Consider the following 25,584-nt stretch of genomic DNA (forward strand, 5'->3'; position numbering starts at 1 on the left):
CCTGTCTATCGATATCGACGCCTTTGGCGCCCAGTTGTTCAAAAACACAGAAAGTACAATCACTCGCTACTTACTCGTTTTTACCCCTCAATATCAAACGCTCAGCGGGCAGATAAGCTTTTTGTTCGCTATATAAATAACTCAGCATCTGCTCACGTATCTCACAGGCTAGCGTCCATGCTTCTATGGGACCTACCGCTGAAACAGCGCCGCGCAGGTGAATGGTGTTTGCAGTCACCTCAACGACAAACATTTCAGGCTCAGTTTTGTTGTCCCAAAGCTTGTTCTCTTTAGTCACCGATATAAACTGCTGGCGAATGGCATCAATATCTGCGCCATAATCAATATATAAAAATACAGGACAGGTCTGATGTACTTCTGTATGTGACCAGTTCTCTACCATTTCAATGATCAATTCACGCATCGGCACGATTAATCGACGTTCATCCCATGTTTTTAGTACTGCATAAGTGTAACGCAGGTCTTCAACAGTACTAAAGTTGCCATCCATTATCACACTGTCGCCAATCCGTACCGGCTGGGTCACTGCCACCTGTACGCCAGCAATGATGTTACCCAATATTGGCTGAGCGGCAATACCAATGACCACGCCAGCAATTCCAGCCGACGTCAGTAAAGTTTTGCCAAGGCCTTCCATATTGGCAAACTCACTCAGACCTATCCAAATACTGCCCAATACCATGACAAATATGAAGACGCGGCGAAATATCGATACATAAGTGCGACGACGGCGCACTTTATCAAAATGCTCCTCTCCTAGGTTTTCAATCTGCATGTCTTGATAGCGATTAGCAAAAAAGTTAATAACGCGGATGCCAAGCCACAAAGTACTAAATACTAGCCCAATCCAGATAAGCGGACGAGTTGATGACGCAACCGCATCTAAATAAGGAAAGCCGCCTGACACCAAAGTAAAGACGAGCGAAAAACTGATGGTAAAAGTCAACGGCACGGTCAGCTTATTGACCAAATCTGCCACACCATTGCTACTACCGACATAATTGATGTATTTCTCATCATCGATATAACGGCTGATAATTTTTTCAGCACCCTTACTAAGTAACCACCCGACTCCCATAGTCAATAAGAAAAATAGCGCTAATGCTAAAAACTCCCATAGTGCGATACTGAAAATTTTAAGCTTCAGCCACGCAGGTAAATAACGCTCAAATTCCGCTGGATGATATTGCTCATAGAGATTGTCAATATTACCCACTGTCTGTGCAGAAAACACCCAAATAGGCGCAGCATCACCAACTCGTACTCGTTGCAAATAGATAGGAACACGGCGCTCACGGTAGTCGATATAGCCTAGCTGAATCGAACGTCTAGGTATACCCATAATACTACTAGTATTACCAAGTGGCGGCTCGATTAAACCATCTGGGCGATCTGGTAGATCATCAAAAACATAAAGCTCTTTTTCCGATAACAAAAAATCCAGCTGCTTTGATAGCTCAAGCGCATGGTTACGCTGAATGGTCTGATCGATTAAATTCATGTTAAGTGCATAAGCGGCCAAGTCATATTGTTGCTTCATGACTGCTGACTGAAAAAACTCTAAAGTCGCCAGTGGCGTGGTTAGGTTTGGTGGCTCAGACAATGGTGGCAAGCCTACATTGAGCTTATCTAGCAAATAGTAGCTTTCATTAAACTCTCCTGTCAGTGCTGAATCACCCTGTAGCGTTCCAGCCTGCTCTACTGCGCTGCGCTCAGTGGGATCAAAAATCTCTTCTGCCACTCCAGAGATGCTGAGACTCTCATCTTTAAGCGTATTGATTTTCTGAGCGGCATACTCAGCCAGATCGTCGGGTTTGTGAGAGGGCTGAGATGTCGCTTGCTCACTCGTAGTTATCTCATCGTTATTACTCGCAGCATTGACGGGCATACCAATAGCCATCATGGCTATAACCATACATCCAAGCAGTAATTGCCAAGTGTGGTGGAAAATATGACGTGGCTCTTTATTTAAGTCATGATCGTAGTCAGAACTCGTGACCGTTCTGTGACAATCAATAGGGCTATTTTTAAAAGTATTCATATTTGATAAATCACTGGTTTGCGAGAAATGATGGGTAAACAATGCACTGAATAAATTTTAACTTAATTCAATATACAAAAAAAAGCCAGCGCAAAGCTGACTTGATTCATTACGATAATTGTAAGGCGTTAATTTATTCTATCAATCGCATTTGAACATTTGAGAAAAAATGATATAAATCGCTGTCAGTTAATACGTTTTTCAGTCAGTCATTTTTTAAGCACGGCGCCATGTCGTACCAGCACGGCTGTCTTCAAGCTCAATGCCAGCTTCTTTCAACTGCTCACGTATCTCATCAGCACGCGCAAAGTTTTTATTAGTTTTGGCATCCGCACGCTCAATGATTAAACCATCGATAGTCGCATCGGTTAAACCATCATCCGCCTTGTCACCAATCACTGCTTGCAAAAACTGCTGAACTGGCTGTTGTAAAATATTGAGCACCTGTGCCAATGCTTTGAGCTGCTCTGCCAATTGCCACGCGGTGTCTACGTCTTCAACTTTAATGGCTTTATTAATATCGCGCGCCAGCCCAAACAATACGCTAATCGCTGTTGAACTATTAAAATCATCGTTCATAGCTTTGATAAAGTCTTGCCCAGCGCTGCTGCTATAAGCGTCATTTATTAGCGTATCACTGACTATGAGCATCTGCCCTTTTTGTTGTTCAGCCAATTTTAACGCATTATACAATCTGCTTAGGCTATTATGTGCTTCATCCAATGCACTATCAGAGAAGTTTACTTGGCTACGATAATGACTTGATAATAGGAAAAAACGCACTGTTTCAGGTAGGTATTTTGCTATCACATCGCGAATGGTTGAAAAGTTAGCTAATGACTTGGACATTTTTTCGCCATCAACATTAATAAATCCAACATGCATCCAGTTGCGCGCATATTCACAGCCAGTCGCGGCTTCAGACTGCGCTATCTCGTTTTCGTGATGCGGAAATTGCAAGTCATGACCACCGCCATGAATATCAAAGGTATTACCTAAGCACTTGGTCGACATCGCTGAACATTCAATATGCCAACCTGGACGCCCTTGTCCCCATGGTGATGCCCATTGCGGCTCATCAGGTTTCGCGGCTTTCCACAGCACAAAGTCAAACGGATTACGCTTGTCATTTTCGACATCGACACGTGAGCCTGCCTGCATCTCATCGAGGTTACGCTTAGACAATTTGCCATAATCTGCAAAGTTATCGACGGCATAGTAGACATCACCATTGTCGCCTGCGTAAGCATAGTCACCTGTAACCAATGTCTCAATCATATGTTGCATGTCATCAATATGGTCAGTCGCTCTCGGCTCAGCATCAGGTGCCAAGCAGCCAAGTGCTGCGAAATCTTCGTGCATGGCTTCAATAAAACGCTGAGTTAATGCACCAATCTCTTCGCCATTCTCGGCGGCGCGCGCGATGATTTTGTCATCGATATCGGTGATGTTACGAACATAATTGACGTCATAACCCAATTGCGTGAGCCAACGTACAACCATATCAAACCCAATCATCATTCGAGCATGACCGATATGACAATAGTCATAGACGGTCATACCACACACATACATGCCTACTTGCCCTGATTTGAGTGGTACAAACTGACGTTTTCCGCCAGTCAGTGAGTCATAAATAGCAAGCTGAGACATCGCATCGGCAAGTGGTGTGGTCATGGTTAAAAAGCCTTTTAATATAAATGAAATAGATAAAATAAAAACAAAAATATAATCAATGCTTGGGTATTAAACAGCACTGATTACGGTTGTTATGAATGTAAAAGCAGCGGCAAAAATAGCAGCAATATAAAACTTAACCCATTATCTTAGCGAAAACAGCCATAAAATACTACAATGAGCCCGCAACTAACATCATTCAATCATAAAAAACTGTTAAGGATTTAGATATGGGCAATCGTTTAAGCAAAATATATACGCGTACTGGAGATGATGGTAGCACTGGCATGGCTGATGGCAGCCGCGTCAGCAAAGCAGACAACTTATTTAGTGTCATGGGTGATATCGACGAGCTTAACTCACACATCGGTCTGGTACGTGCTCAATTACAGCATAATAAAGGGCAGTCTATTGAGAAAGAGTTTTCTCAAGCTTTAGTCATCATTCAGCATTTACTATTTAACATCGGCGGTGAGCTGGCTATGCCAGAATATGAAGGCGTCAATGCCACTCACATTACATGGTTAGAACAGCAAATTGATGCGATGAATACTACCTTGCTGCCGTTAAAAGATTTTATTTTGCCCACAGGTTCGATATTGGTCAGTCAACTGCATATTGCACGTACGGTCTGTCGCCGTGCTGAGCGCCAAGCAGTGCTATTACAAAACGAGCGACCACAAGCGATTCGCAGTACGGCCGTGAGCTTTATCAATCGCTTATCGGATTGGTTGTTTGTCGCTGCTCGCTTTTGTACAGATCCCAATAAAGTCTCTGAAGTACTGTGGGACAGTCAGGTATTACAAAAGTTCGATGATGGCAAATAATTACACTTGACTACTTCAATTGACTAAAACGCTAAAATAAAACCCTAGAATCAGATCCTAGAATAAAATGAAAAAAGCCCGCAACCTTAACGTTGCGGGCTTTTTACTGATTTAGCTATATTATTCAGTAAAGACAATATTATTCGACAACAGTGTAAACCTTCTAATTAGTAAGTAGCGCTGTCATCTTCAATAATGACCATATCGATGCTTTCATCTTTAGGTACTGACTTTGGTGCAGCTGGTGTGGCTGGAGTTTTAGTCTCAGGAGTGGCTGACGTGCTGCTATCCGTATTACTACTGCTTGGATTGTTAATAGTCGGTGGCGTTGCAGGCTGAGTAGGACGAATTGGCTCAACTGGCGTGACAGTTCTAGGCTGACGAACGGGTTCTGACTGGCTGTCATCGTTTTGGGCTGCACGGCGCTCAGCGTTAAGTTGGGCGCGCTGCGCATCCATCGCTGATTTGAATACAGAACCTGCCATCACATCAGCGACCACGGTAATCAATGCTGGTTGTCCAGCAATACGTGTGCGTACCTGACCGCCTTGGGTGCCAACGACATAGGTAAAGGCATCATCAACCAACATATTATTATTGATACGAATATTATTTTGCGCTAAGCGTGATTGTAGGCTCGGCAGATTATTAGCTGCTTGTACTTGACTGGCTTGATATAAATCTTCACTTGGCAGCGTCATGCTCACGCTTGCCTGACAAGTCGTCATACCATTGTCATTGGCTGCTTGTAAGACCGCTGCATTTTGTACATCAATCACAATACCGTTGGTTTTATTAGTGATGGCGCCACTAGCGAGGCTGATCTCTGCATCATTTGCGTAGTTGGCGGCCAGCGTTTGTGCTTGTTGATTGAGCGTATTTTTTAACGCAGATTTCAGGCGATCTTGTACCATAGGATCATCACAGCTTACGGCCATGGCTGCCGCGTTTTCACTAACCGGCGCTTCTTGCTCAGTCACTTCTGCCGTTTCAATATCATCGTCTTTTTCTGAGCGATCACAACCAGCAAGCGCTAAACCACATACCAGGCCAATACCAGCCACTTTATACCACTTGCTCACGTTTTTATTTGCTACGCTCATATTTCTTTTGCTCCAATTCACTGATTCGTACCATCGCTAACGGACAGTATTTAACATTTAAATTATAAAACTCAAATCTAACCGAAACAGGCATTGAGATAGATTTGAAAACCACATTATTATACGGTGTTTGAATGGGATGGTCATCCATGTAGCTGACGGATATACAAATAACGTCCAGCATTATGTACAAAATCCAGCTTTGGTTGCAAAAAAACTACAAATATATATTTAATATAATGAATATTGAGATGATGATACAAAATTCTAGTAGCTCAAAAATTTTGATAGGTACTTTGGCAAATACGCGTTGGTAAGTAATAGCGTTAGATGCTATTTGTAACAGACTATATAATATTCCAATGATATTGCTCAAAAATTATATTGCCCAAAATAGGTGATGGTTACCGGTTATGATAGATCTTAAAAACACCTTGCTACTCGGTCATCGTGGTGCGCGTGGCGAAGCATTAGAAAATACTTTTTCAGGTTTTGAGCACGCTCAACACTTAAATATAAAGGGCTTAGTAGGGGTTGAGTTTGATGTACAACTGAGTGCGGATGGTCATTTAATTGTGTTTCATGATGACACGCTGCAACGCATGTGTGGTCAGCAAGCACGTGTTGATCAGTTGAACCTTGCTGAGATTCAACGCCATTCGCAGTTTGGTCATCAGATTATGACGTTAGAGCAGGTCACGCCGTTGCTAAATGGCTTTACTGATATTGAACTGGAGATTAAAACGCATGACCGTACTGATTACACTAAATTGGTAAAAGCATTGACACGCAATCTCATCGATAGCCCACTTGCCAAACTACCCATAGTATTAACCAGCTTTGATGTCGAGCTGCATGCTCGCGTGCAGCGCAGTACTTTATTAAAGCATATACCACGTGGGCTACTTATTCGTGAGCCCAAACTATTGAAACAGGCACCCAATACTGCCTTGCAACTTGACTGTGTTCAGCTGGGTATCCACTACCCTCTTATCAGTCGAGCGGTCATTGAACATAGCCACCGCTATGGCCTGCCAGTTAGTGCATGGACGGTCAATGATATTGATACGATTAAACAGCTGATCGTATGGCAAGTTGATGTGATTATCACCGATTACCCGAGTCATTTACTGCTAAATTGATAAGCACAGCTTTGATTTGATTTATTTAAAATCATCTACATATCTACGGCGTTACTTACACTTCTCCTCAATGCCTGATAAGTCATTCGTTATTTTCGTCAACACATTCCATAATCAATACAAGTTATTGTTATTTAGCAATATTTTTCTAGTGTATAACTGTTCACTTTACTCTGTTTTTACGGTAATATAGAGGCTGAAATTTATATCATTAGGAATACTATATGATTGCTAAGAAAGTAATAGGCTTACCACTTAAAGGCTTGCGTTTTGCTGTTAAGTCTGGTGATACGCTTATACAGTATGCTGGCACTCAAGCGTTACGCATCAAGACGTGGCTCGATACTAGCAAAAGCAAAACTGATGACGCGGCTGACAAGTTCTCTACTACTAGCGGCAATGAAGATGCGAATGCAGTGATCAATTATGAAGGCATTGACCCTCTGGAACTTGAGTTTCAAAAGTCACCAATTAACTTGGTTCCAGCAATTTTTTTGATTGCAACGCCTATTGCTGCTGCTGTCATTACGCCGTGGTACTTGCTAACTCATCAGGTTAGTGCACCGGTCTGGGGCGTATTCGGTGCTTTTATGGTATGGACAGGTATTAGTATTACTGCAGGCTATCACCGCCTACTGTCGCATCGTGCTTATAAAGCGCATCCTTTGGTAAAAAACTTTCTATTACTAGGCTCAACCCTAGCTGTTCAAGGCTCAGCCTTTGACTGGGTATCAGGCCACCGTACGCATCACCGTCATGTTGATGATCGCATGGAAGACCCTTATTCAGCACAGCGCGGATTTTTCTTTAGTCATATTGGTTGGATGCTACGTAGTTATCCTAGCGGTCGCTTTGACTATAAAAATATTCCTGACTTGACCAAAGATAAAGTGCTACAGATTCAGCATAAATATTATGGTCTATGGGTATTGGCAACTAACGTTGCTATGGTTGCCGCTGTTGGCTGGTTAGTTGGTGATGTTTGGGGTACGTTAGTCTTAGCAGGTCTACTACGTTTGGTACTGACGCATCACTTTACCTTCTTTATTAACTCGTTATGTCATATGTTTGGCACGCGTCCTTATACTGACACCAATAGTGCCCGTGATAACTTCTTCTTAGCCATATTTACGTGGGGTGAGGGTTATCATAACTACCATCACTTCTTCCAATACGATTATCGTAATGGCGTAAAATGGTGGCAATATGACCCAACCAAATGGTTGATTGTTGGCCTATCAAAGCTTGGCTTAACCAGTGAGCTACGTACGGTTGATGACACGACTATCAAACATGCAGAAGTGCAAATGCAGTTTAAAAAAGCACAACAGCAGATTGATACAGCATCTGTGAGCGGTCTTGATCTTCCTCATGCAATGAAAAGCTTCCAAGATCGTATTAAGTTTGAATATGATGCCTTTATGCAGACTGTTGAAGAATGGCAAGCGCTAAAAGCCAAAACCATTGAGCTGAAAAAAACAGAGTATGCCGATCGACTGCATGAAGTTGATGACAAGTTAAAGCATGACTATGCTAAGATCGAACAAAAAATCCTTGAGCATAACAGCAACTTGAAGACAGCGTTTCGCTCTATTGGAATAAGTAAAAAGGCTGCATAATAGCTGCTTACTTGGCTGTATTTTATTACCTTTGTGATGAACGATGATTGTAAAGTTTCTCCTTCCCTCTATCTGCTACAGATAGAGGGATTTTTTTGCTCATCGTTTATATGACGTGTCGAATATTACTTTATAAAAGTAAAAAACAAAGAGGATAAGTGGAAGCAATATCTTTGATAGGCTAGGGTCTGTTGAACATTCAAATATGGTACTGGCAGAGGCTATTTTTTAGACAATACGCAGTGAAATTTTTGACGCCTAGTCATTCTAGGTTAGACAATTTCGCCATATATTGGCAAAAAATAGTCCTGCTCTGAAAGGCTGATGCTAAAACCACTCTAAACGTTGTTGCAAACCTAGCTAATGTCTCGACATTATCGTCGATTTACGCCTAGTTTGGTGCGATTTTAGCGATCAGCAGCCCTAATATTTGAATGTTCAACAGACCCTAAATGCATTCAAACTTACTCATGGTTTTTGGTTATGCTATTACAAGAGATGGACAGAGTGCAACGATGCTATATGAGAGCTATGTTATAGTGAGATTCTCACTTTTATATTTGAATGGAAACGGCCTGTATGCGTTATCAAAATACCTATGTCAACCTCGACACGCGCCTTTATCATGAGCAACCGCCTACGCCACTGGAAAATCCACGTGCTGGACACTTCAACACCCAAGTTGCGCAGCAGTTAGGCTGGACAGATGATGAAGAGCTGATGACAAACTGGGTTGAGATACTTGGTGGTCAATACGTGCCAGCGGACTTTAAGCCATTGGCCATGGTTTATGCTGGTCACCAGTTTGGACAATGGGCCGGACAACTGGGTGACGGGCGCGGCTTACTCATGGCGCAAGTACTCGATAACAATAATCAATTGCAAGACTTGCACCTTAAAGGTATCGGTCTGACACCTTACTCGCGAATGGGTGATGGTCGCGCTGTGTTGCGCAGCACCATTCGCGAGTATTTATGTGGTCATGCGCTTACACAATTAGGCATTCCTTCTTCTAATGCTTTGGGATTTGTTGTCTCCGATACCAGAGTGCGACGTGAGCGTATGGAGGTAGGCGCGGCATTAATGCGGGTGGCAGATAGTCACATTCGCTTGGGTCATATCGAGTGGATTGCCAGCTTTGCCCCTGACTTGCTCGCTGAGTTCACCGATTATATGATCGACACTTATTATCCAGAGTGCCGTGATAGCGACGCTCCCATACTGACATTTTTAACCACAGTGGTTGAACGAACCGCGCGGATGATCGCTGACTGGCAACTGATTGGCTTTGCTCACGGCGTGATGAATACCGATAACCTCTCCATCACTGGTAGCACCTTAGACTTTGGTCCTTTCGGTTTTATGGAGCGATTCAATCCCGCTTGGATCAACAACCACTCTGATCATACTGGTCGCTATGCTTACCAGAATCAACCTGCTATCGGTCATTGGAATCTCAATGCTTGGCTGCCACATTTTATGCGTTTAGATGGTGTAACACGTGAGGCGTTAGCAGACTGTCTAGCGCCTTATGAAGCCACATTTATGCAGCACTATCAGCAAGGGCTTTGTCGTAAGCTTGGGTTGCCCCATCAAAGAGAAAGCTTAACCTTAGCCTTTGACTGGTTAACCTTACTAGAAGACAACTTGTTGGACTATACCAATAGCTTTCGTGCGCTACTCGGTTTGGTCGCGCCGAGTGAACACCATTATGAAGAGCAGCTATTGTCAACCATGACGAATGAGCTTAGCGATGATGCCCAACAAGTCTGGCAAGATTGGTCGACTCGTTATGTGGCTCAAATACAGCAGCTGCCACTTGAGCAAGTTATCAACGATATGACAGCCAACAATCCTGTTTATGTACTGCGTAATAGTATGGCGCAGCGTGCCATTACTGCAGCAGAACAAGGACAGTTCGAAGAAGTGAGTCGAGTGTTCGATTTACTGGCTGACCCTTATCAGGTACAAGCAATCGCTACCCATCTCGATACAATGCCGCCTACCCCACATGCGCCGCAAATGCCGATTAGTTGCTCGTCTTAATAAAATATTGTTAAACTGCTATTCTGTAATATTTTGAAACATTATGAGATTAAGGTTGATATTTAACTCTATTTTTTGGCATTATTAATTGGCTAAATAATGAATATCATTTCATTATATTATCCGCACAATTCGCCGCTGTTGACTAGGCAGTGAATTGCCAATAATGCTAGAATAACTGTTTTTGCTAGATTACTTTTTTGATCCAATCCTTAGTTGCTAATCCTGCCACTTTGAATTATTAGCTGTTTAGCGTTACGTTACCCTTAGAGGATTATCATTCCATGATTTTTTGAGGGTAAAACGTTATTTTTATCACCATTTACTTTATTCCAATTTATTCCAACCATGGCAATTATTATGAATGACGATACCACTTTGAATACGGATAACCTTCCTACAGAAAAAGAGCAGTTTGAACAAGCTGCCTTACATTATCATGAGTTCCCACGTCCAGGTAAAATCTCTGTTACCCCTATTAAGCAGTTGGCAAACCAACGTGACTTAGCACTTGCTTATTCACCAGGTGTGGCAGTTCCTTGTCTTGAGATTCAAAGAGACCCGACATTAGCGGCTAAATATACCGCACGTAGCAACTTGGTTGGTGTTATCACCAATGGTACTGCGGTACTGGGTCTAGGTAATATCGGTCCATTGGCATCAAAGCCTGTGATGGAAGGTAAAGGCGTTCTATTCAAAAAATTCGCAGGTATCGACGTTTTTGATATTGAAATTGCCCAAAACGATCCAGATAAATTCATCGAAGCAGTCGCTTCTCTTGAGCCTACTTTTGGTGGTATCAACCTAGAAGACATCAAAGCACCAGAATGTTTCAAAATTGAGCGTGAATTACGTGAGCGCATGAACATTCCAGTATTCCATGATGACCAACATGGTACGTCAATCATTGTTGCAGCAGCGATGCTAAACGCACTATTGATTACTGGCAAAAAAATCGAAGAGATTAAAATTGTCTGTTCAGGTGCTGGTGCCGCAGCCATTTCTTGTTTAGATATTATTTGCGCACTTGGGGTGAACAAAAATAACATCTTTGTTTCAGATTCACGCGGTATTATTACTACTATTCGTGAAAACCTTGACGAAACCAAACAGCGTTATGCACGTGAGACGACTGCGACCACTATCGACGAGGTTATGGACGATGTCGATATGTTCCTTGGTCTATCTATGCCTGGTACGTTATCTGAAGATATGGTTCGCCGCATGGCAAAAGACCCTATCGTCTTTGCGCTTGCCAACCCAACGCCTGAGATCATGCCAGAATTGGCGCACGCCGTACGTCCAGATGTCATCATGGCAACCGGTCGCTCAGACTATCCAAACCAAGTAAACAACGCTTTATGCTTCCCTTATATCTTCCGCGGCGCATTAGATGTTGGTGCGACGACTGTTAACGAAGAGATGAAAGTGGCCTGTGTAAGAGCTATCGCTGCGATGGCACACGTTGAAGCAACACCGACCACAAGCGCTAGAAATATCGAAAAAATGCAAAGTTTCGGTCGTGACTACTTGATTCCAGGTCCGCTAGAGCCAAATCTAATCATCGAGATCGCATCTGCGGTCGCTCAAGCGGCAATGGATTCAGGCGTTGCAACCTTACCTATCGCTGATATGCAAGCTTACCGTCAGCGTCTGTCTGAGTTTGTCTATAATTCTGCATTCGTGATGAAGCCAATCTTTGCTCGTGCCAAATCCGATCCAAAACGTATCGTTTACTGTGAAGGTGAAGACAATAATATCTTGCTCGCTGTGCAAGTTGTTGTTGATGAAAAGCTGGCAAAGCCTATTTTAATTGGTCGTCCTTCAGTCATCGAAGCCAATATCGAAAAATTGGGTTTGCGTCTAAAAGATGGCGAGAACATTACTATCGTCAACATTGATGATGACCCTCGTTATAAAGACTACTGGCAGGGCTACTACGAGAAGAATAAACGTCTTGGTGTGAGTATTGAACTTGCGCGCCGTGACGTTCGTCGCAAGACCACTTTGGTCGGCTCACTATTAGTCGAAAATGGCGCTGCAGATGGCATGGTTTGTGGTACGTTTGGCCATTATCAGTTGCATTTAAAATATGTACAAAGCGTTATTGGCAAAAAAGCAGATGTGAACGACTTCTATGCTATGAATGCTGTACTAATGCAAGATCGTAATATTTTCATCGCTGATACTTATGTCCACGAAGATCCAACGGCTGAACAATTGGCTGAGATGACTGTCCTAGCGGTTGATCAATTACGTCGCTTTGGTATTGTACCGCGCGTCGCGCTAGTCTCTCATTCTAACTTTGGCGCTTCAGATCGTACCAGTGCTGTCAAGATGCGTAAGGTCTATCAACTGCTGACAGATATGAACGTAGACTTTGAGTTCGACGGCGAGATGCAAGGTGACGCAGCGCTGAATGAGCATATACGTTTAAACAATATGCCATCAAGCCCGTTAAAAGGTGCAGCAAACCTGCTCATCTTACCAACGCTTGACGCATCAAATATTGCCTTTAATCTGCTCAAGACAGCAACTGGTAGTGCCTCTATTGGTCCTATTTTATTAGGTACTAGCAAACCGGTACATATTCTCACACCATCAGCTACTGCGCGTGGTATCGTTAATATGACGGCTCTTGCCGTCACTGAATCTCAGGATTTGGCAAGCGAAAATCAGTAATATATCCTGCGCCACATAGTAGTATCTGTTGTCGAGATGGTCTCTATTATTCATTTATAGAGGCCGTCTGCTATACTAAAACCAGCCAATGCTATTAAATAGCGTTGGCTGGTTTTTTTTGCTCATTATAAACTGGCTAAGACGTAGCACAGCCTTATTCAGTATCAGTCATCACTTGCTCAATTAAAACAAAAGATAGAGGATATCATGCAAATTTACCTTGTCGGCGGCGCAGTACGCGATCAACTATTAGCACGTCCTATCAAAGATAAAGACTTTGTCGTCGTCGGTGCAACCGTTGCAGAAATGCTTGACGCAGGATTTCTGCAAGTGGGCGCAGATTTCCCTGTATTTTTGCATCCTAATAGCCATGAAGAATATGCACTGGCACGCACTGAACGCAAAGAAGGCTTGGGATATAAAGGATTTAGCGTACATGCCAGTCCTGACATCAGCTTAAAAGAGGATCTACAACGTCGAGATTTGACAATTAATGCCATGGCAATAGAAGTCACTAGCTTAACTGATGACACTCCTATCAACGGTGACGTCATTGACTATTATGGTGGCATGGCTGATATAGACAGTAAAACCTTACGCCATGTATCAAATGCGTTTAGCGAAGACCCACTACGGGTGCTCCGAACCGCTCGCTTCTATAGCCGTTATTATGACCTAGGTTTTGTCATTGCTGATGAAACTTTAATTTTGATGCGCCAATTGGTTGACTCAGGAGAGCTTGCACATTTAAGTGCGGAGCGTATTTGGCAAGAATCTAGCCGTGCAACCATGCAGCTATCACCGCACGTATACTGGCAACAACTGTTTGATATTGGTGCTCTCACAGAATATTTTTCTCCACTACATGAAGCTTGGGCTGATGCTCATATACGAGAGACAGTGCAGACAGCGCTTTATTTCGCAGGCCAAATGAAATTAAACTTATCACAACGTTGGGCACTATTAATGGCAAGTCTTAACGCAGGTTTATTTAGGTTGATAGATAAAGACCTTGATGCTAATGAATCAGCAATCGCCAAAAACATTAGCAAAATAGGCAACGCCGCTAAGGTACCAAAAGTACACACCCAATTTGCGACTCTCTTCACTCAGCAAGCCACAAAACTAAATGCGATAAATCATTTAAATGCGGCTGAAAAAATTGACCTCATACAAACTTGCAGCGCTCATAAAGAGCCTGATAAGCTCTCGCAACTACTCGTGTGCAGTCACGTCTTGCAGTTGGCAACACAGCACCGTCAGATGATGCTAGCACTGAGTAGCTTTCATGCCATTAGTATGCAAGATATTGATTCAAAGCTGACAGGCCCTGCGATTGGTGCAGCACTCAGACAAGCCAGAATTGAACACTTACTGTTAAGCTAAGGGCGGACAATCTTATGATGGTACAATCGCTTGCATTGCCGATTACACGAGAAATGTGTGTCAATGCTGGTGCTTTCGAGGTAAATATTTTACCTGAAGTATATAATGATCAATCACTCAATAATGAACAGCAACGAAATATCATCGATGCTATCCCTATGCTGTAAGCAAATCGACCTAACAAGATTGCCCATTGTATGATTTATCTTATACAAGTAATTATGTCACTGATGCAATCATCACAGTCGAGGGTAGTCTCTGCCTTATATTGGTTATTGGTCTTATTTAGTAGAAAAATAGGGTTTTATTAAAAATATCTCTATTACTTCTTATGTTTTACTTGAAAAATTAAATAAATCAGGTATCATTGTGCGTCTAACGTTAGGGCCCATAGCTCAGTTGGTTAGAGCAGAGGACTCATAATCCTTTGGTCGTAGGTTCAAGTCCTACTGGGCCCACCAAATTTAAATCCTTACAAGCCAATGCTTGTAAGGATTTTTTATTGTCTAAAATTTAATGGAAAACAATCATTGAGCTATGCTGAAAAAATGGTAAAAGCAAACTTGGTAAACTCATGGATTTGATAGAAGCAAAAAAGGTTGCCAACACTATATATAATATAGCATTAACAACCTTTTTTCATTTAGTGTTTTACTTAGATTATATGCTTAATATTAGAATGCGCTATATCTAATTTATAAAACTAGAAAGAAGTACGGCGATAATTACGATATTCAGGTAACCAAAAATTCGCTTTTAATCGGCGTTGTAAATTCTCCACCGTGATGGGTAGTGCCAGCTTATCTTGAACTGCTTGCAATGCCACTGCATAAGCTATTTTTTCACTAATCTCTCTGATAACTTTAATAGGCGGTAGTATGGCACCTGGTGCTTTTTCGTATTCCATTGATATATCTGCAAGGGCTTGGCTTGCCGCCATTAGCATATTATCGCTGATACCCGTCGCCCGTGCTGCTAAAACACCCAGACCGATACCGGGAAATATGTAGCTGTTATTACACTGAGAAACTTCAAAAGACTGACCGTTAAAAGTGGTATGGGGAAAAGGACTACCCGTTGCAATAATTGCCTTACCCTTACTCCAATTAGTCACTTCTTGCGGCGTTGCTTCCACACGAGAAGTTGGATTTGAAAGCGGTAGTACAATTGGGTTTTCAGTATTAACACATAATAATTCGATCACCTCTTGGGTGAACAGACCTTTTTGTCCACTGACGCCGAATAATACGGTGATTTCTGCTTGTTTGACCACTTGCGCTAAACCCAGCTTTTGACTTTTGTCCCAGTGCTCAATAGCAGACTGCTTTTGCACTAACGGTTCTTGGAATTTTTGTAGCTCTGTCATGCTATCAGTAAGCAGGCCATAACGGTCAACCATAAATACTTGACTGCGAGCCTGCTCTTCAGTCAACCCTTCACGCTGCATTTGACGAATGATATGCTCAGCAATACCACATCCTGCCGATCCTGCCCCTAAAAATGCTATTTTTTGCTGACTTAGTTTCTGACCTTTATTTAGGCACGCTGCAATCAAAGCACCGACCGAAACCGCAGCAGTCCCTTGAATATCATCATTGAAGCAGCATAACTGGTCACGATATCTGTTCAATAAAGGGGTGGCGTTTTCCTGTGCAAAATCTTCAAATTGTAATAACACCTCTGGCCAACGACGCTTAACGGCTTGAATAAATAAATCGACAAACTCATTATATTCATCACCAGAGATGCGTGGATTTCTCCAACCCATGTACATAGGATCGTCAAGTAGCTGTTGGTTATTGGTGCCGACATCCAGCAAAATAGGTAGACAATAAGCTGGGCTGATACCACCACAAGCCGTGTACAAAGCTAACTTACCAATGGGAATACCCATACCACCAATACCTTGATCTCCTAGGCCCAATATACGTTCGCCGTCAGTGACAACGATTACTTTGACGTTTTGTTTGGTGGCATTTTGCAGCATATCATCGATTTGATGGCGCTCAGGATATGAGATAAACAAACCCCGTTTACGGCGATAAATTTGCGAGAATTTTTCACACGCTTGACCAACTGTTGGCGTATAAATGAGCGGCATGACTTCCTCAATATGCTGCTCAATTAGATGGTGAAATAAGGTTTCATTGGTATCTTGTATATTACGCAAGTAAATATGCTTATCCATATCATTAGTGAATGAGCGCAGTTGATGATAAGCACGTAATGATTGCTCCTCAATCGTCTCAATATTATGAGGTAATAGCCCGGTTAAATTAAAGCTATCACGTTCTTCTGATGAAAAAGCACTGCCTTTATTCAGTAAAGAGGTCTCTAGTAGAGCTGGTCCAGCAATGGGAATATATAAAGGACGTTTGTTTGACATAATGGAATCTTCTTATTAAGGACGTATGAGTGGAAACTATGCTAGTGCTGCATTATACATAGCATCAGCCCATATTTAACAATAGATAACAAATCATTTTGAGTAAGCATGGTTCTAAACTTGATGACACTGATACATTTACCTATAAATAATATCATTTTCTATGGAGATGCCTAAAAGGAATCAAATGCCAAGTTGATCTTAGTCAAGCACATGAAAACTCTGTATCTATCCCAACAGAGCCTAGGAAATGGTGTAGTATATGCATGAACAGATAGGATGCTAGTACATATTGAATAAAGAATAAAGCCTGCTAGCTACTTGCTCGATTGCTACTTAGAACCAAAGCTTTATCGATTATTGCTATTTATTTTAATACTCTAAATTTATTGATAAGTATATCTACTTGTTGATAGATGTATTTAGCTTTTACCCTAAATTTTTATAAAAAGGGTTTTTTATTATCCATACAATATTTTTAATTATTCAACGTATCACTCTCAATACGACCATCAACCAAATTAATCGTTCGATCGCAGGATGCTGATAAGCGTGGATCATGAGTGACCAGCAATACTGCGCAATCACGTTCCTGATTGACCTTGCGGAACAGCTCAAACACCTCGGCAGCTGTAACGGTATCAAGATTACCCGTAGGTTCATCAGCCAATAACAATGCCGGCTCAGTTATCAAGGCTCGTGCAATCGCCACACGCTGTTGCTGACCGCCTGATAGCTCGTTAGGCTTACTACCAGCGAATCGCTCTAGACCAACAGCTGCCAATAGCTCTCGCGCTTTTTGAATAGCAACCTTATTCGGACGACCCTGTGTCAACGTTAGAGGCATTAAGATATTGTCTAATGCGCTAAAAGCTTGAATCAGATGATGGAACTGAAAGACAAAGCCAATACTACTGCCACGTAACGCGGTGCGACCGGCATCACTCATAGCACTGGTTGCTTGACCCAAAAGATATAACTCACCGCTGGTTGGCTGATCCAGTAAACCTAGTATATTTAGTAGAGTGCTTTTACCCGAACCTGAAGGACCAATCAGTGCTGCAAAGTCATTAGTACTAATAGTTAAGTCAATACCGTGAAGCACTTCAATCTCATTAGGTTGACCGATATTATAAGACTTTTTTAGTGCCTCTAAACGCAAGACTTCGTGAGATTCACTAGGCATAAGGGTTGACGTCTTATCAAAAGGACTAGCAGAATGATTATTAAAAGTGGCACTGGAATCATGATTAGACATAACGAATAGCCACCACTGGATCGAGTGCTGCTGCTCGCCGCGCTGGGATAGCTGCTGCTATAACACCTGTTAGCGTTGCTAGCGACATAGTCACTAAGATTAAGTTTATCGATATTGGAATCGTAAATATATTGGGTCCAAAAGTATTAAAAGACCAGACCAATACATAACTGACACCACTACCAACCATGGAGCCTAACAAGCCAAATATGGCCCCTTGAATCAAAAATATTCGTAGGATTTGCTGACGAGTTGCGCCCATTGCTCGTAGAATACCGATCTCTCGCGTACGCTGTACCACGCTAACTGATAGGACACTGGCAATGCCAAAAGCCACCGAAATTGCCACAAAAACCACAATCATATTGCTAGATAAACTTTGAGCAGTGAGACCATTTAGCAGTTGGGCGTTGGTTTCAATCCAGCTTTCTGCTTGCAACGAGGTTAAGCGCCCAACTTGGGCAGCGATTTCTTCTGCCTCAAAGATATCTTCAACCGTCAAATCAATGACTGTGATACCGCCCGGTAGGTTGAGTAATGACTGCGCTTGTTTTAAGTCTAGATAAACGTAGCGCGCATCAAGCTCTCGTACGCCGAGCTCAAATATACCAGCGACATTGACGACAGCGCTGTTACTACTAAGGTTGCTACTCAGATTGTTGCTGCTATTATCACTACTGTCTTGACCCGTGTCCAAACGTAACTTACTGCCGACTTCTACTCCCAAATCTTTAGCCAGCTCACTACCAATCAACACATTATCTGCGCCGACTCGAAGCTCACCACTGATTAAGTATTCATCAAGTGGGATAATGTTCTGATAGCGCACCAAATCAGTACCCACTAATATCACCGACTCTAGTGCCTCACCACGCCTGACAAAACCTGGCCCAGATACGTTTGGTGATACTGCAGTCAATAAAGGTAATTGATCTAAAGTGTCAGTGATTTGCTGCCAATTATTGATTGAACGCAATCGTTGCGGACGCTTGTCTTCTTGTATCAGTTGCAGGGTATCAGCAGCAGCAGGCGCTATTAGGTTGACTTCGTCTGGCGGTAATAAGCGAATATGTGCCTGACTGCCGAGGGTACTATCGATAAGATTAGTCTGTAACCCTTGAATCAATGCCGTTATGAATATGATGACCGCGACACCTATCGCCACTCCTAAGGTAATCATGAGCGACTGTATGCGTCCCTCACGTAAAAAACTGATGGCAATAGTAGCGTTAATCCAAAGTTTACCGAAAAAAGCCGTCAATTGACTGTCTCCGCTGCTTGGCTCTTATCAGGTGCCGTCGTCATCTTGTTAGCCTCAGTATCGGCAAAAGGTGCGGCTTGCAGCGTAGTTCTAACTCTTTCGCCATCAGCCAACGAGGCTGTCGCATCAACCAATATCTCATCACCTTCACTCAGTCCCGAAAGTACCTCTGATGCTGCCAACCCGCGCAACCCCAATCTTACTCGCTGGCGCTGGACTTTACCATCACGCAATAGTAAGACTTCGGCGTTGTCTTCTTTAACATTGGCCAGTGCATCATTAGGAATGACTAAGGCTTTTGCGCGTTGATCCGTTTCGATATTCACTGATACTGTCATATCTTGACGCAAAAAATCAGGTACAGGGTCAACAGCCAATCTCACCTCTACCGTACCGCGTTGCGGATCTATGCTTGGTGCAATAAAACTAATACGTACTGGGAACGGTTTATCCGGATAGGCATCGGCAATAGCGACAGCTGGTTGCTGCAAAGCCAGTCGAGATAAATTACGTTCATCAAGCGGCACTCTTATTTCAGTCTCACCATCGAGGGCAATAGTAAACAAGCTCTGACCCGGCTGTACCAAATCGCCTATCTCGACATTACGGGTCAGAATAGTGCCTGATACTTTGCTACGTACTTGCGCTTTGTTGAGCTGAGCCTGCAGTGCTGCGATACGAGCACGTAATAAATCTTCTTCAACACCACCAGATGAGAGTGCATTTGCTCTCAGGCGTGCATTTTCAAGGTTATTGCGGGCTTGAGCTTGGGCTTGAATCGCCTGCTCCAGTTCTTCATCAGAAATGGCCGAGATGGCCGCCAATTCACGCCTACGCTCGACATTACGGGCAGCTTGCGCCAACGCTACTTCGGCATTGGTCAAATCCACCACTGCTTGTGGACGAGTGCTACTAATCAATTCCGCCAACTCGGCTTCTGCTTGACGCACTTGGGCTGCAACGTCATCGGAGCTCAATACCAACAATAAATCTCCTGCAGCGACTTGTTCGCCTTCTTGCACCAGCCGCTCTAATACGATACCTGATATCTCACTACCAATGTCAGTATTTGATACGGCGACGACCCGTCCAGTCGCTACTACCGTCTGCACCAAAGGCATCGAAGATATTCTATAGCTTGGTAATAGTGGTCCTTGCCACCAGCGAAAGGCAAAAAATCCCGCAACAATGATGAGCAGTAGTGCGCTAACAATAAGTTTATAAGGAATAGCGCGCAATGAGTTTCTCCAGTTCAGAACAAATACCTAGTGGTTTACAGTTTCTACTAAATCCGATCGTTATGCGAGTTTACTTCAAATATTTTACTAAAATAATAGTGGTTGGTGGATTTTTTTAGGAAAATGAGCAAATGATTTATATTAATTAACCAGATAATAAAGTGACTTTTTAACTAAAATAGAGGATATCAACTCATAATTTTTTAGATTTAAAATTATTTATTAACTGAAAATCATCCTGTTTGTATGATTATATTTTGCATGGTTATATTAGGAGCATTTGCTTCATTACAATAATTAAGATGTTAAAAAACCCTTCATGCTATTATTTATATAGCATGAAGGGTTTTTTATTACCGAATAAATCAGTGCGATATAAACAGAGTAAAACGCTCATGTTGTCCAACCCAAGCGATATGACCATCATTCATGACCTCGTTGATAGGCTGACCGTAAATCGTAATGTGACCATCCGTTTTAAGCGCAGTTCCTGTGTGTTGACCCAAAACTGTATGCAGCAACGTGCTTTTACCCGCGCCATTTGGTCCGATAAAGGCGACCAGCTTTTGGCTTGGCACGGTTAGCTTGTCTATTCTTAACAATGCTTTATGACCGTGCGAGATATGAATATCTTGCATCGACAGTAACTCACCTGCATCACTACTATTTATACGACTGTCTCGATTCGCTAGCGATGTCTTTGATGTAGCCGTAAAAAATGAATGAAACATAAATACCCTCTCCGATTAACGGCGGCTACTACGCACGAACAGCCAAATAAAGAATTGACCGCCAAGCAACGCTAAAACGGTGCCAACCGGTACATCCATATGCATCGTCTAAGAGTCACTATCGCTGATCATTACAAGAAAAATATCAATCATCGTATGACACCAGCCCGTTTATGATTGTAAATAAATTAACCTATGGTATATTATCGTAATAAAAACCTAGGTGACATTAATAATCATTAGCATTTGAATTTTTTTATGCATAGCAATTATTACATTTCTATCTCGCCCTTAATCAGTAGCCAATCATTCATTGATTAAAACTTTCTGCTTAACGATTATTTGAATTTTGGCTTGGATGACATTTTATGGCTCAATCACCTGCTCAGTACGATTTCGATAAAACACCGCTAGACATGGCTGACAAAGACCAGTTTATGAGTCATGTCAATGAAGAGCATCAAGATGAACTCGCTATGTTTATCAATGCCTTCACTACCACGACAGTGAGTGAGCACGAGATCGCCTCGATAAAAGAGCTGTATACTGATGGAATATTGATGGATGTCACAGCCACCAACCATGACAACGACACCTTAACAAACAGCACCATGCTTAGAAGTCAATATTTTATCGATTTTACGGCTCCTATTAGTGAATCTATGACGCTACAAGAGCAATATATAACGCTATTGCAAACATCTGCCAATAAGCTTGGCAAGCGCACTATCAAGCTTAAAGAACAGCGTTTTACGGTCATTGATGGCTATTACGCCAGCCCCAATATGTATCGACTGGTGGTAACCGCACCCGATAGTACGCCACTCACTCATCCTGGCTACGCGTATTTGTTTGAGCTGGATTCGGATGGTCTATCTGCTACAAAAAATCATTCAAAAGATAGCGACAAACCTTTACAGCGCTACTATACCTTGCGAAAAGCATGGCGAGATTCGAGCAGCTCGTCCGTCCAAGCATGGATAGACGTTTACATTCATGGCGACACGGCGGGAGGCATTTGGGCGCGTGCACTTGACTGTGGCAGTCAAATCAAAACGGTACGTGAATATCCAGAGAAAATAGAACATCTCAGCACTGGTCAGTGCTTACTCATCTGTGATGAAACCTCTTTGCCTACGGTAGCCAATCTATTGGAAAGCTGGCAGAATCCTTTACCGCCTCTTGTCATTGCCATCACTAATGATCCAGATGATATCCGTTATTTACATACGCTAACACTCAGTAATCAACTGCGCCACGATGCGCATTTTTTGCAAGATAATTTGTGCCACCTGATTAACACCCCAACGACTGATGTTACTGAGCAAATAATGGCATTATTAAACACACAACTCGCGAGACTGCCTCTCAAGATTGGCAAAGTATGGGGTGCTCTGGAAGCAGCGGATATCAAATCATTACGACAGCAACTAAAGGCAAACCTTGGGTTATCACGTCAGGATATGGTCATTAAAGTCTATTGGCGTGCGCAATAATCATTATTTTTTATAGACAGCATCTTTTTATAAATAGCCTTTTTTTAAAACAGTAGGCATTTAATCATCAATAGAAAGTATTTAGCCATCTACCAAACACTTGTGATGGCTCATAGATTGAGCTATTAATAATCGTTGCTGCTGCCATAGCGTGACTGACCAACTTTAGACGACTCGTGGTACCGTTTATCAAAAACGTACACTTAATACGATAAAATATATTGAGATTTAATCCAGTAATATATTGTAATGAAAATGATTATCATTATAATGAGCATTTAATCTATGTGCTGGAAATATTCATGCAACTGTCTCGCTTATACTCTGCGTTATTTCGCCCTAATCCTTTAAGTATATCTCGTCATCCATTTTTACTAAAATCACTGTGCTCATCTTGTTTGTCCACATCGGTAATATTACTGGGTGCAAGCCAAGCCGTATGGGCACAAACAGATTCAAGTATCGATGCTCAATCCAGTGCCCCAAGCGTGGTCCTCGATGAAATTGTCGTGACCAGTAGCGCCGATGCTTCAGCAGACGGGCTGCCAACCGCTTATGAAGGTGGTCAAGTTGCAACTGGTAGCCGCGTGGGAATCTTGGGCAATCAAGACATTATGGATACGCCGTTCTCGACCACATCATATACCAATGAATACATAGCCAATCAGCAGGCACAAAGTGTGGGCGACCTGCTCAAAAAAGACCCGACTGTCCGTGTCGCGAGAGGCTATGGTAACTTTCAAGAAGCGTACTTTATGCGCGGCTTTGTCACTACCTCCGATGACACGATGTACAATGGTCTGTACGGTATATTACCAAGGCAGTATATCGCGACTGAACTGTTTGAGCGCGTTGAAGTTCAGCGCGGTGCTTCGACCATGCTAAATGGTGCTGCGCCCAGTGGTGGTAACGCTGGCGGTACGATTAATCTATTACCAAAACGTGCTGGCAACGAACCGCTACGTGAGCTGACCTTGGGTTATGGTCAAGGCGATCAAGGCAAAGTGGCAGTAGATGTTAGTGATCGCTTCGGTACAGATGATGCCTTTGGCGTTCGTTTTAACGCTGCTTATCAAGATGGCGACAGTGCAATCGATGACGAATCTTCAACATTGGGTCTGGTAGCGTTGGGATTAGATTATAGAGGCGATCAGTATCGACTATCAGCTGATTTGGGCTGGCAAGACAACAAACTCAAAGAAACTCGTCCTAGTGTCACACTTGCTGGTGTTTCTAGAGTACCAAAAGCACCAGACGGCTCAAAGAATTGGGCGCAGCCTTGGACGTATTCAGATGAAGAAGATGTCTTTGGTACCATTCGAGGAGAATATGATTTTACTGATAATATTACCGCTTATGGTGCTTATGGTGTACGAAGTGGTGAGGAAGAAAACTCACTGGCTAATTTAACCGTCAACAACGTTGATGGTGCGGGCACAACTTATCGCTTTGATAACTCTAGAAAAGATCTGGTACAAAGTGCCGAGCTCGGTTTGCGTGGTAAATGGCAAACGGGTGAAGTGGCTCATAATTGGGTACTAGCAGCGGATCTCTATGACCAAGAAGAAAAAGGCGCTTATGCTTTTGACTTTGGTAACCAACTTGCAACCAATTTATATCGTCCTACTGACTACGCTGAGGTCCCTTTTACAAGCACAGCAACCTTCGGTGGTAACTTAGACGATCCAAAATTAACCAACGAGAAGCAATTCCAGAGCTTTGCGCTAGCCGACACTATTTCTATGTTCGATGACAAGTTAAAAACTACTTTAGGTGTGCGTCATCAGAATCTAAAAACCACCAGCTATGATCCTAATACTCAAGTGCAAACTGCTGATTACGATAAAAGCGAGTGGACACCAAGTATTGGTATTGTCTATCAACCGAGCATGGACTGGTCTGTTTATGGTAACTATATCGAAAGCCTAGCGCCAGGTGCAAGGGCACCTCTGACTAATAATGACGGTGCTGTCACCAATGGTGGTCAAAATTTAGACCCTTATGTGAGTGAGCAAACTGAGGTTGGCGTTAAGTATGACAATGGTTTGATTGGCAGTAGTTTGGCGATATTCCGCACTAATGAGCCGCGTGCTTATGTCAATGACTCAAATACGTTTACCGCTGCTGGAGAAAATCGCCATCAAGGGGTGGAATTGACTGTATTTGGTAGCCCGAGCGAAAACATGCGCTTCAATGCTGGTGTTACTTACTTAAATGCTGAGCAAAAAGATACGGGCGATGTGACGTTAGACGGCAACCGAGTCATCGGACTGCCCACGCTACAAAGCAACGTCAATCTAGAATATGATGTTGCGGCAGTCGAAGGAATGACCTTAACCGGCGATATCATTCACACAGGTGCACGTTATGCCGATGCCGCCAACACCTTAAAAGTTGACGGTTATACCACATTAGATCTAGGTGCTCGCTACAAAACCATGCTCGCTGGACAAGACGTAACGCTAAAAGGAGTGGTTACTAACGTTACTGGTGAAGACTATTGGCAATCAGTGGGTGGTTATGCGGGTGCTGGGTATTTAAATGCCGGTGAGCCTACTGCCCTAAAAGTGTCAGCCACTTTCGACTTTTAAGACATGCGGATTAAACCACGTTTATAAGACTTAGATAAAAGGGATTAGGCATAACCTACTCCCTTTTATGCCATCAAAA

General features: G+C 42.8%; 17 protein-coding genes and 1 tRNA gene. 10 read left to right on the forward strand and 8 right to left on the reverse strand.

Features of this window, described 5'->3' with window-relative positions; translation table 11 throughout:
• Positions 1 to 70 precede the first annotated feature (70 nt).
• A complete protein-coding gene (locus tag JMX93_RS05460; protein WP_499204097.1) occupies positions 71 to 2,062 on the reverse strand; it encodes a mechanosensitive ion channel family protein in 1,992 nt (663 codons plus the stop codon).
• A gap of 216 nt (positions 2,063 to 2,278) precedes the next feature.
• On the reverse strand, positions 2,279 to 3,739 hold the full coding sequence (cysS, locus tag JMX93_RS05465; protein ID WP_499204098.1) for a cysteine--tRNA ligase: 1,461 nt from the start codon (positions 3,737 to 3,739) through the stop codon (positions 2,279 to 2,281).
• A gap of 230 nt (positions 3,740 to 3,969) precedes the next feature.
• Between cysS and JMX93_RS05470 the strand changes: the two genes are divergently transcribed.
• Positions 3,970 to 4,566 (forward strand): cob(I)yrinic acid a,c-diamide adenosyltransferase, encoded by a 597-nt coding sequence (locus tag JMX93_RS05470; protein WP_499204099.1) that lies wholly within the window; start codon positions 3,970 to 3,972, stop codon positions 4,564 to 4,566.
• Positions 4,567 to 4,733: 167 nt separating this feature from the next.
• On the opposite strand, the gene JMX93_RS05475 is transcribed toward JMX93_RS05470, so the two are convergent.
• Positions 4,734 to 5,669 (reverse strand): hypothetical protein, encoded by a 936-nt coding sequence (locus tag JMX93_RS05475; protein ID WP_499204100.1) that lies wholly within the window; start codon positions 5,667 to 5,669, stop codon positions 4,734 to 4,736.
• Between the two features lie 413 nt (positions 5,670 to 6,082).
• On the opposite strand from JMX93_RS05475, the gene JMX93_RS05480 reads away from it, so the two are divergent.
• The 7 genes from JMX93_RS05480 (at position 6,083) to JMX93_RS05510 (ending at position 15,005) form a co-directional block, all read left to right on the forward strand.
• Complete coding sequence (locus JMX93_RS05480; protein ID WP_499204101.1) at positions 6,083 to 6,811, forward strand: glycerophosphodiester phosphodiesterase; 729 nt, start codon at positions 6,083 to 6,085, stop codon at positions 6,809 to 6,811.
• A gap of 443 nt (positions 6,812 to 7,254) precedes the next feature.
• On the forward strand, positions 7,255 to 8,430 hold the full coding sequence (locus JMX93_RS05485; protein WP_404816238.1) for an acyl-CoA desaturase: 1,176 nt from the start codon (positions 7,255 to 7,257) through the stop codon (positions 8,428 to 8,430).
• 579 nt (positions 8,431 to 9,009) lie between these two features.
• Positions 9,010 to 10,476 carry a protein adenylyltransferase SelO gene (locus JMX93_RS05490; RefSeq protein ID WP_499204102.1) on the forward strand — a complete coding sequence of 489 codons (1,467 nt, stop codon included), beginning with the start codon at positions 9,010 to 9,012 and terminating at the stop codon, positions 10,474 to 10,476.
• Between the two features lie 360 nt (positions 10,477 to 10,836).
• Entirely contained in the window at positions 10,837 to 13,158 is a 2,322-nt protein-coding gene (locus JMX93_RS05495; protein WP_499204103.1) for an NADP-dependent malic enzyme, read from the forward strand.
• A 207-nt stretch (positions 13,159 to 13,365) separates the two neighbouring features.
• Positions 13,366 to 14,544: a tRNA nucleotidyltransferase/poly(A) polymerase-related protein gene (locus JMX93_RS05500; RefSeq protein ID WP_499204104.1), complete on the forward strand. Its 1,179-nt coding sequence runs from the start codon at positions 13,366 to 13,368 to the stop codon at positions 14,542 to 14,544.
• Between the two features lie 14 nt (positions 14,545 to 14,558).
• Positions 14,559 to 14,711 carry a hypothetical protein gene (locus JMX93_RS05505; RefSeq protein ID WP_499204105.1) on the forward strand — a complete coding sequence of 51 codons (153 nt, stop codon included), beginning with the start codon at positions 14,559 to 14,561 and terminating at the stop codon, positions 14,709 to 14,711.
• Positions 14,712 to 14,928: 217 nt separating this feature from the next.
• A tRNA-Ile gene (locus JMX93_RS05510) sits at positions 14,929 to 15,005 on the forward strand.
• A gap of 242 nt (positions 15,006 to 15,247) precedes the next feature.
• Here the strand turns inward: JMX93_RS05510 and JMX93_RS05515 are convergent.
• The 5 genes from JMX93_RS05515 to JMX93_RS05535 form a co-directional block, all read right to left on the reverse strand.
• On the reverse strand, positions 15,248 to 16,930 hold the full coding sequence (locus JMX93_RS05515; RefSeq protein WP_198331372.1) for an NAD-dependent malic enzyme: 1,683 nt from the start codon (positions 16,928 to 16,930) through the stop codon (positions 15,248 to 15,250).
• 478 nt (positions 16,931 to 17,408) lie between these two features.
• Positions 17,409 to 18,116: an ABC transporter ATP-binding protein gene (locus JMX93_RS05520; RefSeq protein WP_193013523.1), complete on the reverse strand. Its 708-nt coding sequence runs from the start codon at positions 18,114 to 18,116 to the stop codon at positions 17,409 to 17,411.
• A gap of 64 nt (positions 18,117 to 18,180) precedes the next feature.
• Positions 18,181 to 19,368 carry an ABC transporter permease gene (locus JMX93_RS05525; RefSeq protein WP_499204286.1) on the reverse strand — a complete coding sequence of 396 codons (1,188 nt, stop codon included), beginning with the start codon at positions 19,366 to 19,368 and terminating at the stop codon, positions 18,181 to 18,183.
• A gap of 77 nt (positions 19,369 to 19,445) precedes the next feature.
• On the reverse strand, positions 19,446 to 20,687 hold the full coding sequence (locus tag JMX93_RS05530) for an efflux RND transporter periplasmic adaptor subunit (protein ID WP_499204106.1): 1,242 nt from the start codon (positions 20,685 to 20,687) through the stop codon (positions 19,446 to 19,448).
• Between the two features lie 365 nt (positions 20,688 to 21,052).
• On the reverse strand, positions 21,053 to 21,418 hold the full coding sequence (locus JMX93_RS05535) for an ATP-binding cassette domain-containing protein (protein ID WP_443559060.1): 366 nt from the start codon (positions 21,416 to 21,418) through the stop codon (positions 21,053 to 21,055).
• A 368-nt stretch (positions 21,419 to 21,786) separates the two neighbouring features.
• Between JMX93_RS05535 and JMX93_RS05540 the strand changes: the two genes are divergently transcribed.
• On the forward strand, positions 21,787 to 22,914 hold the full coding sequence (locus tag JMX93_RS05540; RefSeq protein ID WP_499204107.1) for a siderophore-interacting protein: 1,128 nt from the start codon (positions 21,787 to 21,789) through the stop codon (positions 22,912 to 22,914).
• Positions 22,915 to 23,216: 302 nt separating this feature from the next.
• A complete protein-coding gene (locus tag JMX93_RS05545) occupies positions 23,217 to 25,505 on the forward strand; it encodes a TonB-dependent receptor (protein ID WP_499204108.1) in 2,289 nt (762 codons plus the stop codon).
• Positions 25,506 to 25,584 lie beyond the last annotated feature (79 nt).

This window comes from Psychrobacter muriicola 2pS (assembly GCF_904846535.1).
GTDB lineage: Bacteria > Pseudomonadota > Gammaproteobacteria > Pseudomonadales > Moraxellaceae > Psychrobacter > Psychrobacter aquimaris.

Excerpts from the sequence above, each read along its gene's own strand:
- JMX93_RS05505 (WP_499204105.1), top strand. The coding sequence starts at position 14,559 with ATGATGGTACAATCGCTTGCATTGCCGATTACACGAGAAATGTGTGTC.
- JMX93_RS05475 (WP_499204100.1), bottom strand. The coding sequence starts at position 5,669 with ATGAGCGTAGCAAATAAAAACGTGAGCAAGTGGTATAAAGTGGCTGGT.
- JMX93_RS05495 (WP_499204103.1), top strand. The coding sequence starts at position 10,837 with ATGAATGACGATACCACTTTGAATACGGATAACCTTCCTACAGAAAAA.
- JMX93_RS05490 (WP_499204102.1), top strand. The coding sequence starts at position 9,010 with ATGCGTTATCAAAATACCTATGTCAACCTCGACACGCGCCTTTATCAT.
- JMX93_RS05535 (WP_443559060.1), bottom strand. The coding sequence starts at position 21,418 with ATGTTTCATTCATTTTTTACGGCTACATCAAAGACATCGCTAGCGAAT.
- JMX93_RS05545 (WP_499204108.1), top strand. The coding sequence starts at position 23,217 with ATGCAACTGTCTCGCTTATACTCTGCGTTATTTCGCCCTAATCCTTTA.
- JMX93_RS05500 (WP_499204104.1), top strand. The coding sequence starts at position 13,366 with ATGCAAATTTACCTTGTCGGCGGCGCAGTACGCGATCAACTATTAGCA.
- JMX93_RS05520 (WP_193013523.1), bottom strand. The coding sequence starts at position 18,116 with ATGCCTAGTGAATCTCACGAAGTCTTGCGTTTAGAGGCACTAAAAAAG.
- JMX93_RS05540 (WP_499204107.1), top strand. The coding sequence starts at position 21,787 with ATGGCTCAATCACCTGCTCAGTACGATTTCGATAAAACACCGCTAGAC.
- JMX93_RS05480 (WP_499204101.1), top strand. The coding sequence starts at position 6,083 with ATGATAGATCTTAAAAACACCTTGCTACTCGGTCATCGTGGTGCGCGT.
- JMX93_RS05515 (WP_198331372.1), bottom strand. The coding sequence starts at position 16,930 with ATGTCAAACAAACGTCCTTTATATATTCCCATTGCTGGACCAGCTCTA.
- JMX93_RS05460 (WP_499204097.1), bottom strand. The coding sequence starts at position 2,062 with ATGAATACTTTTAAAAATAGCCCTATTGATTGTCACAGAACGGTCACG.
- JMX93_RS05525 (WP_499204286.1), bottom strand. The coding sequence starts at position 19,368 with ATGATTACCTTAGGAGTGGCGATAGGTGTCGCGGTCATCATATTCATA.
- cysS (WP_499204098.1), bottom strand. The coding sequence starts at position 3,739 with ATGACCACACCACTTGCCGATGCGATGTCTCAGCTTGCTATTTATGAC.
- JMX93_RS05470 (WP_499204099.1), top strand. The coding sequence starts at position 3,970 with ATGGGCAATCGTTTAAGCAAAATATATACGCGTACTGGAGATGATGGT.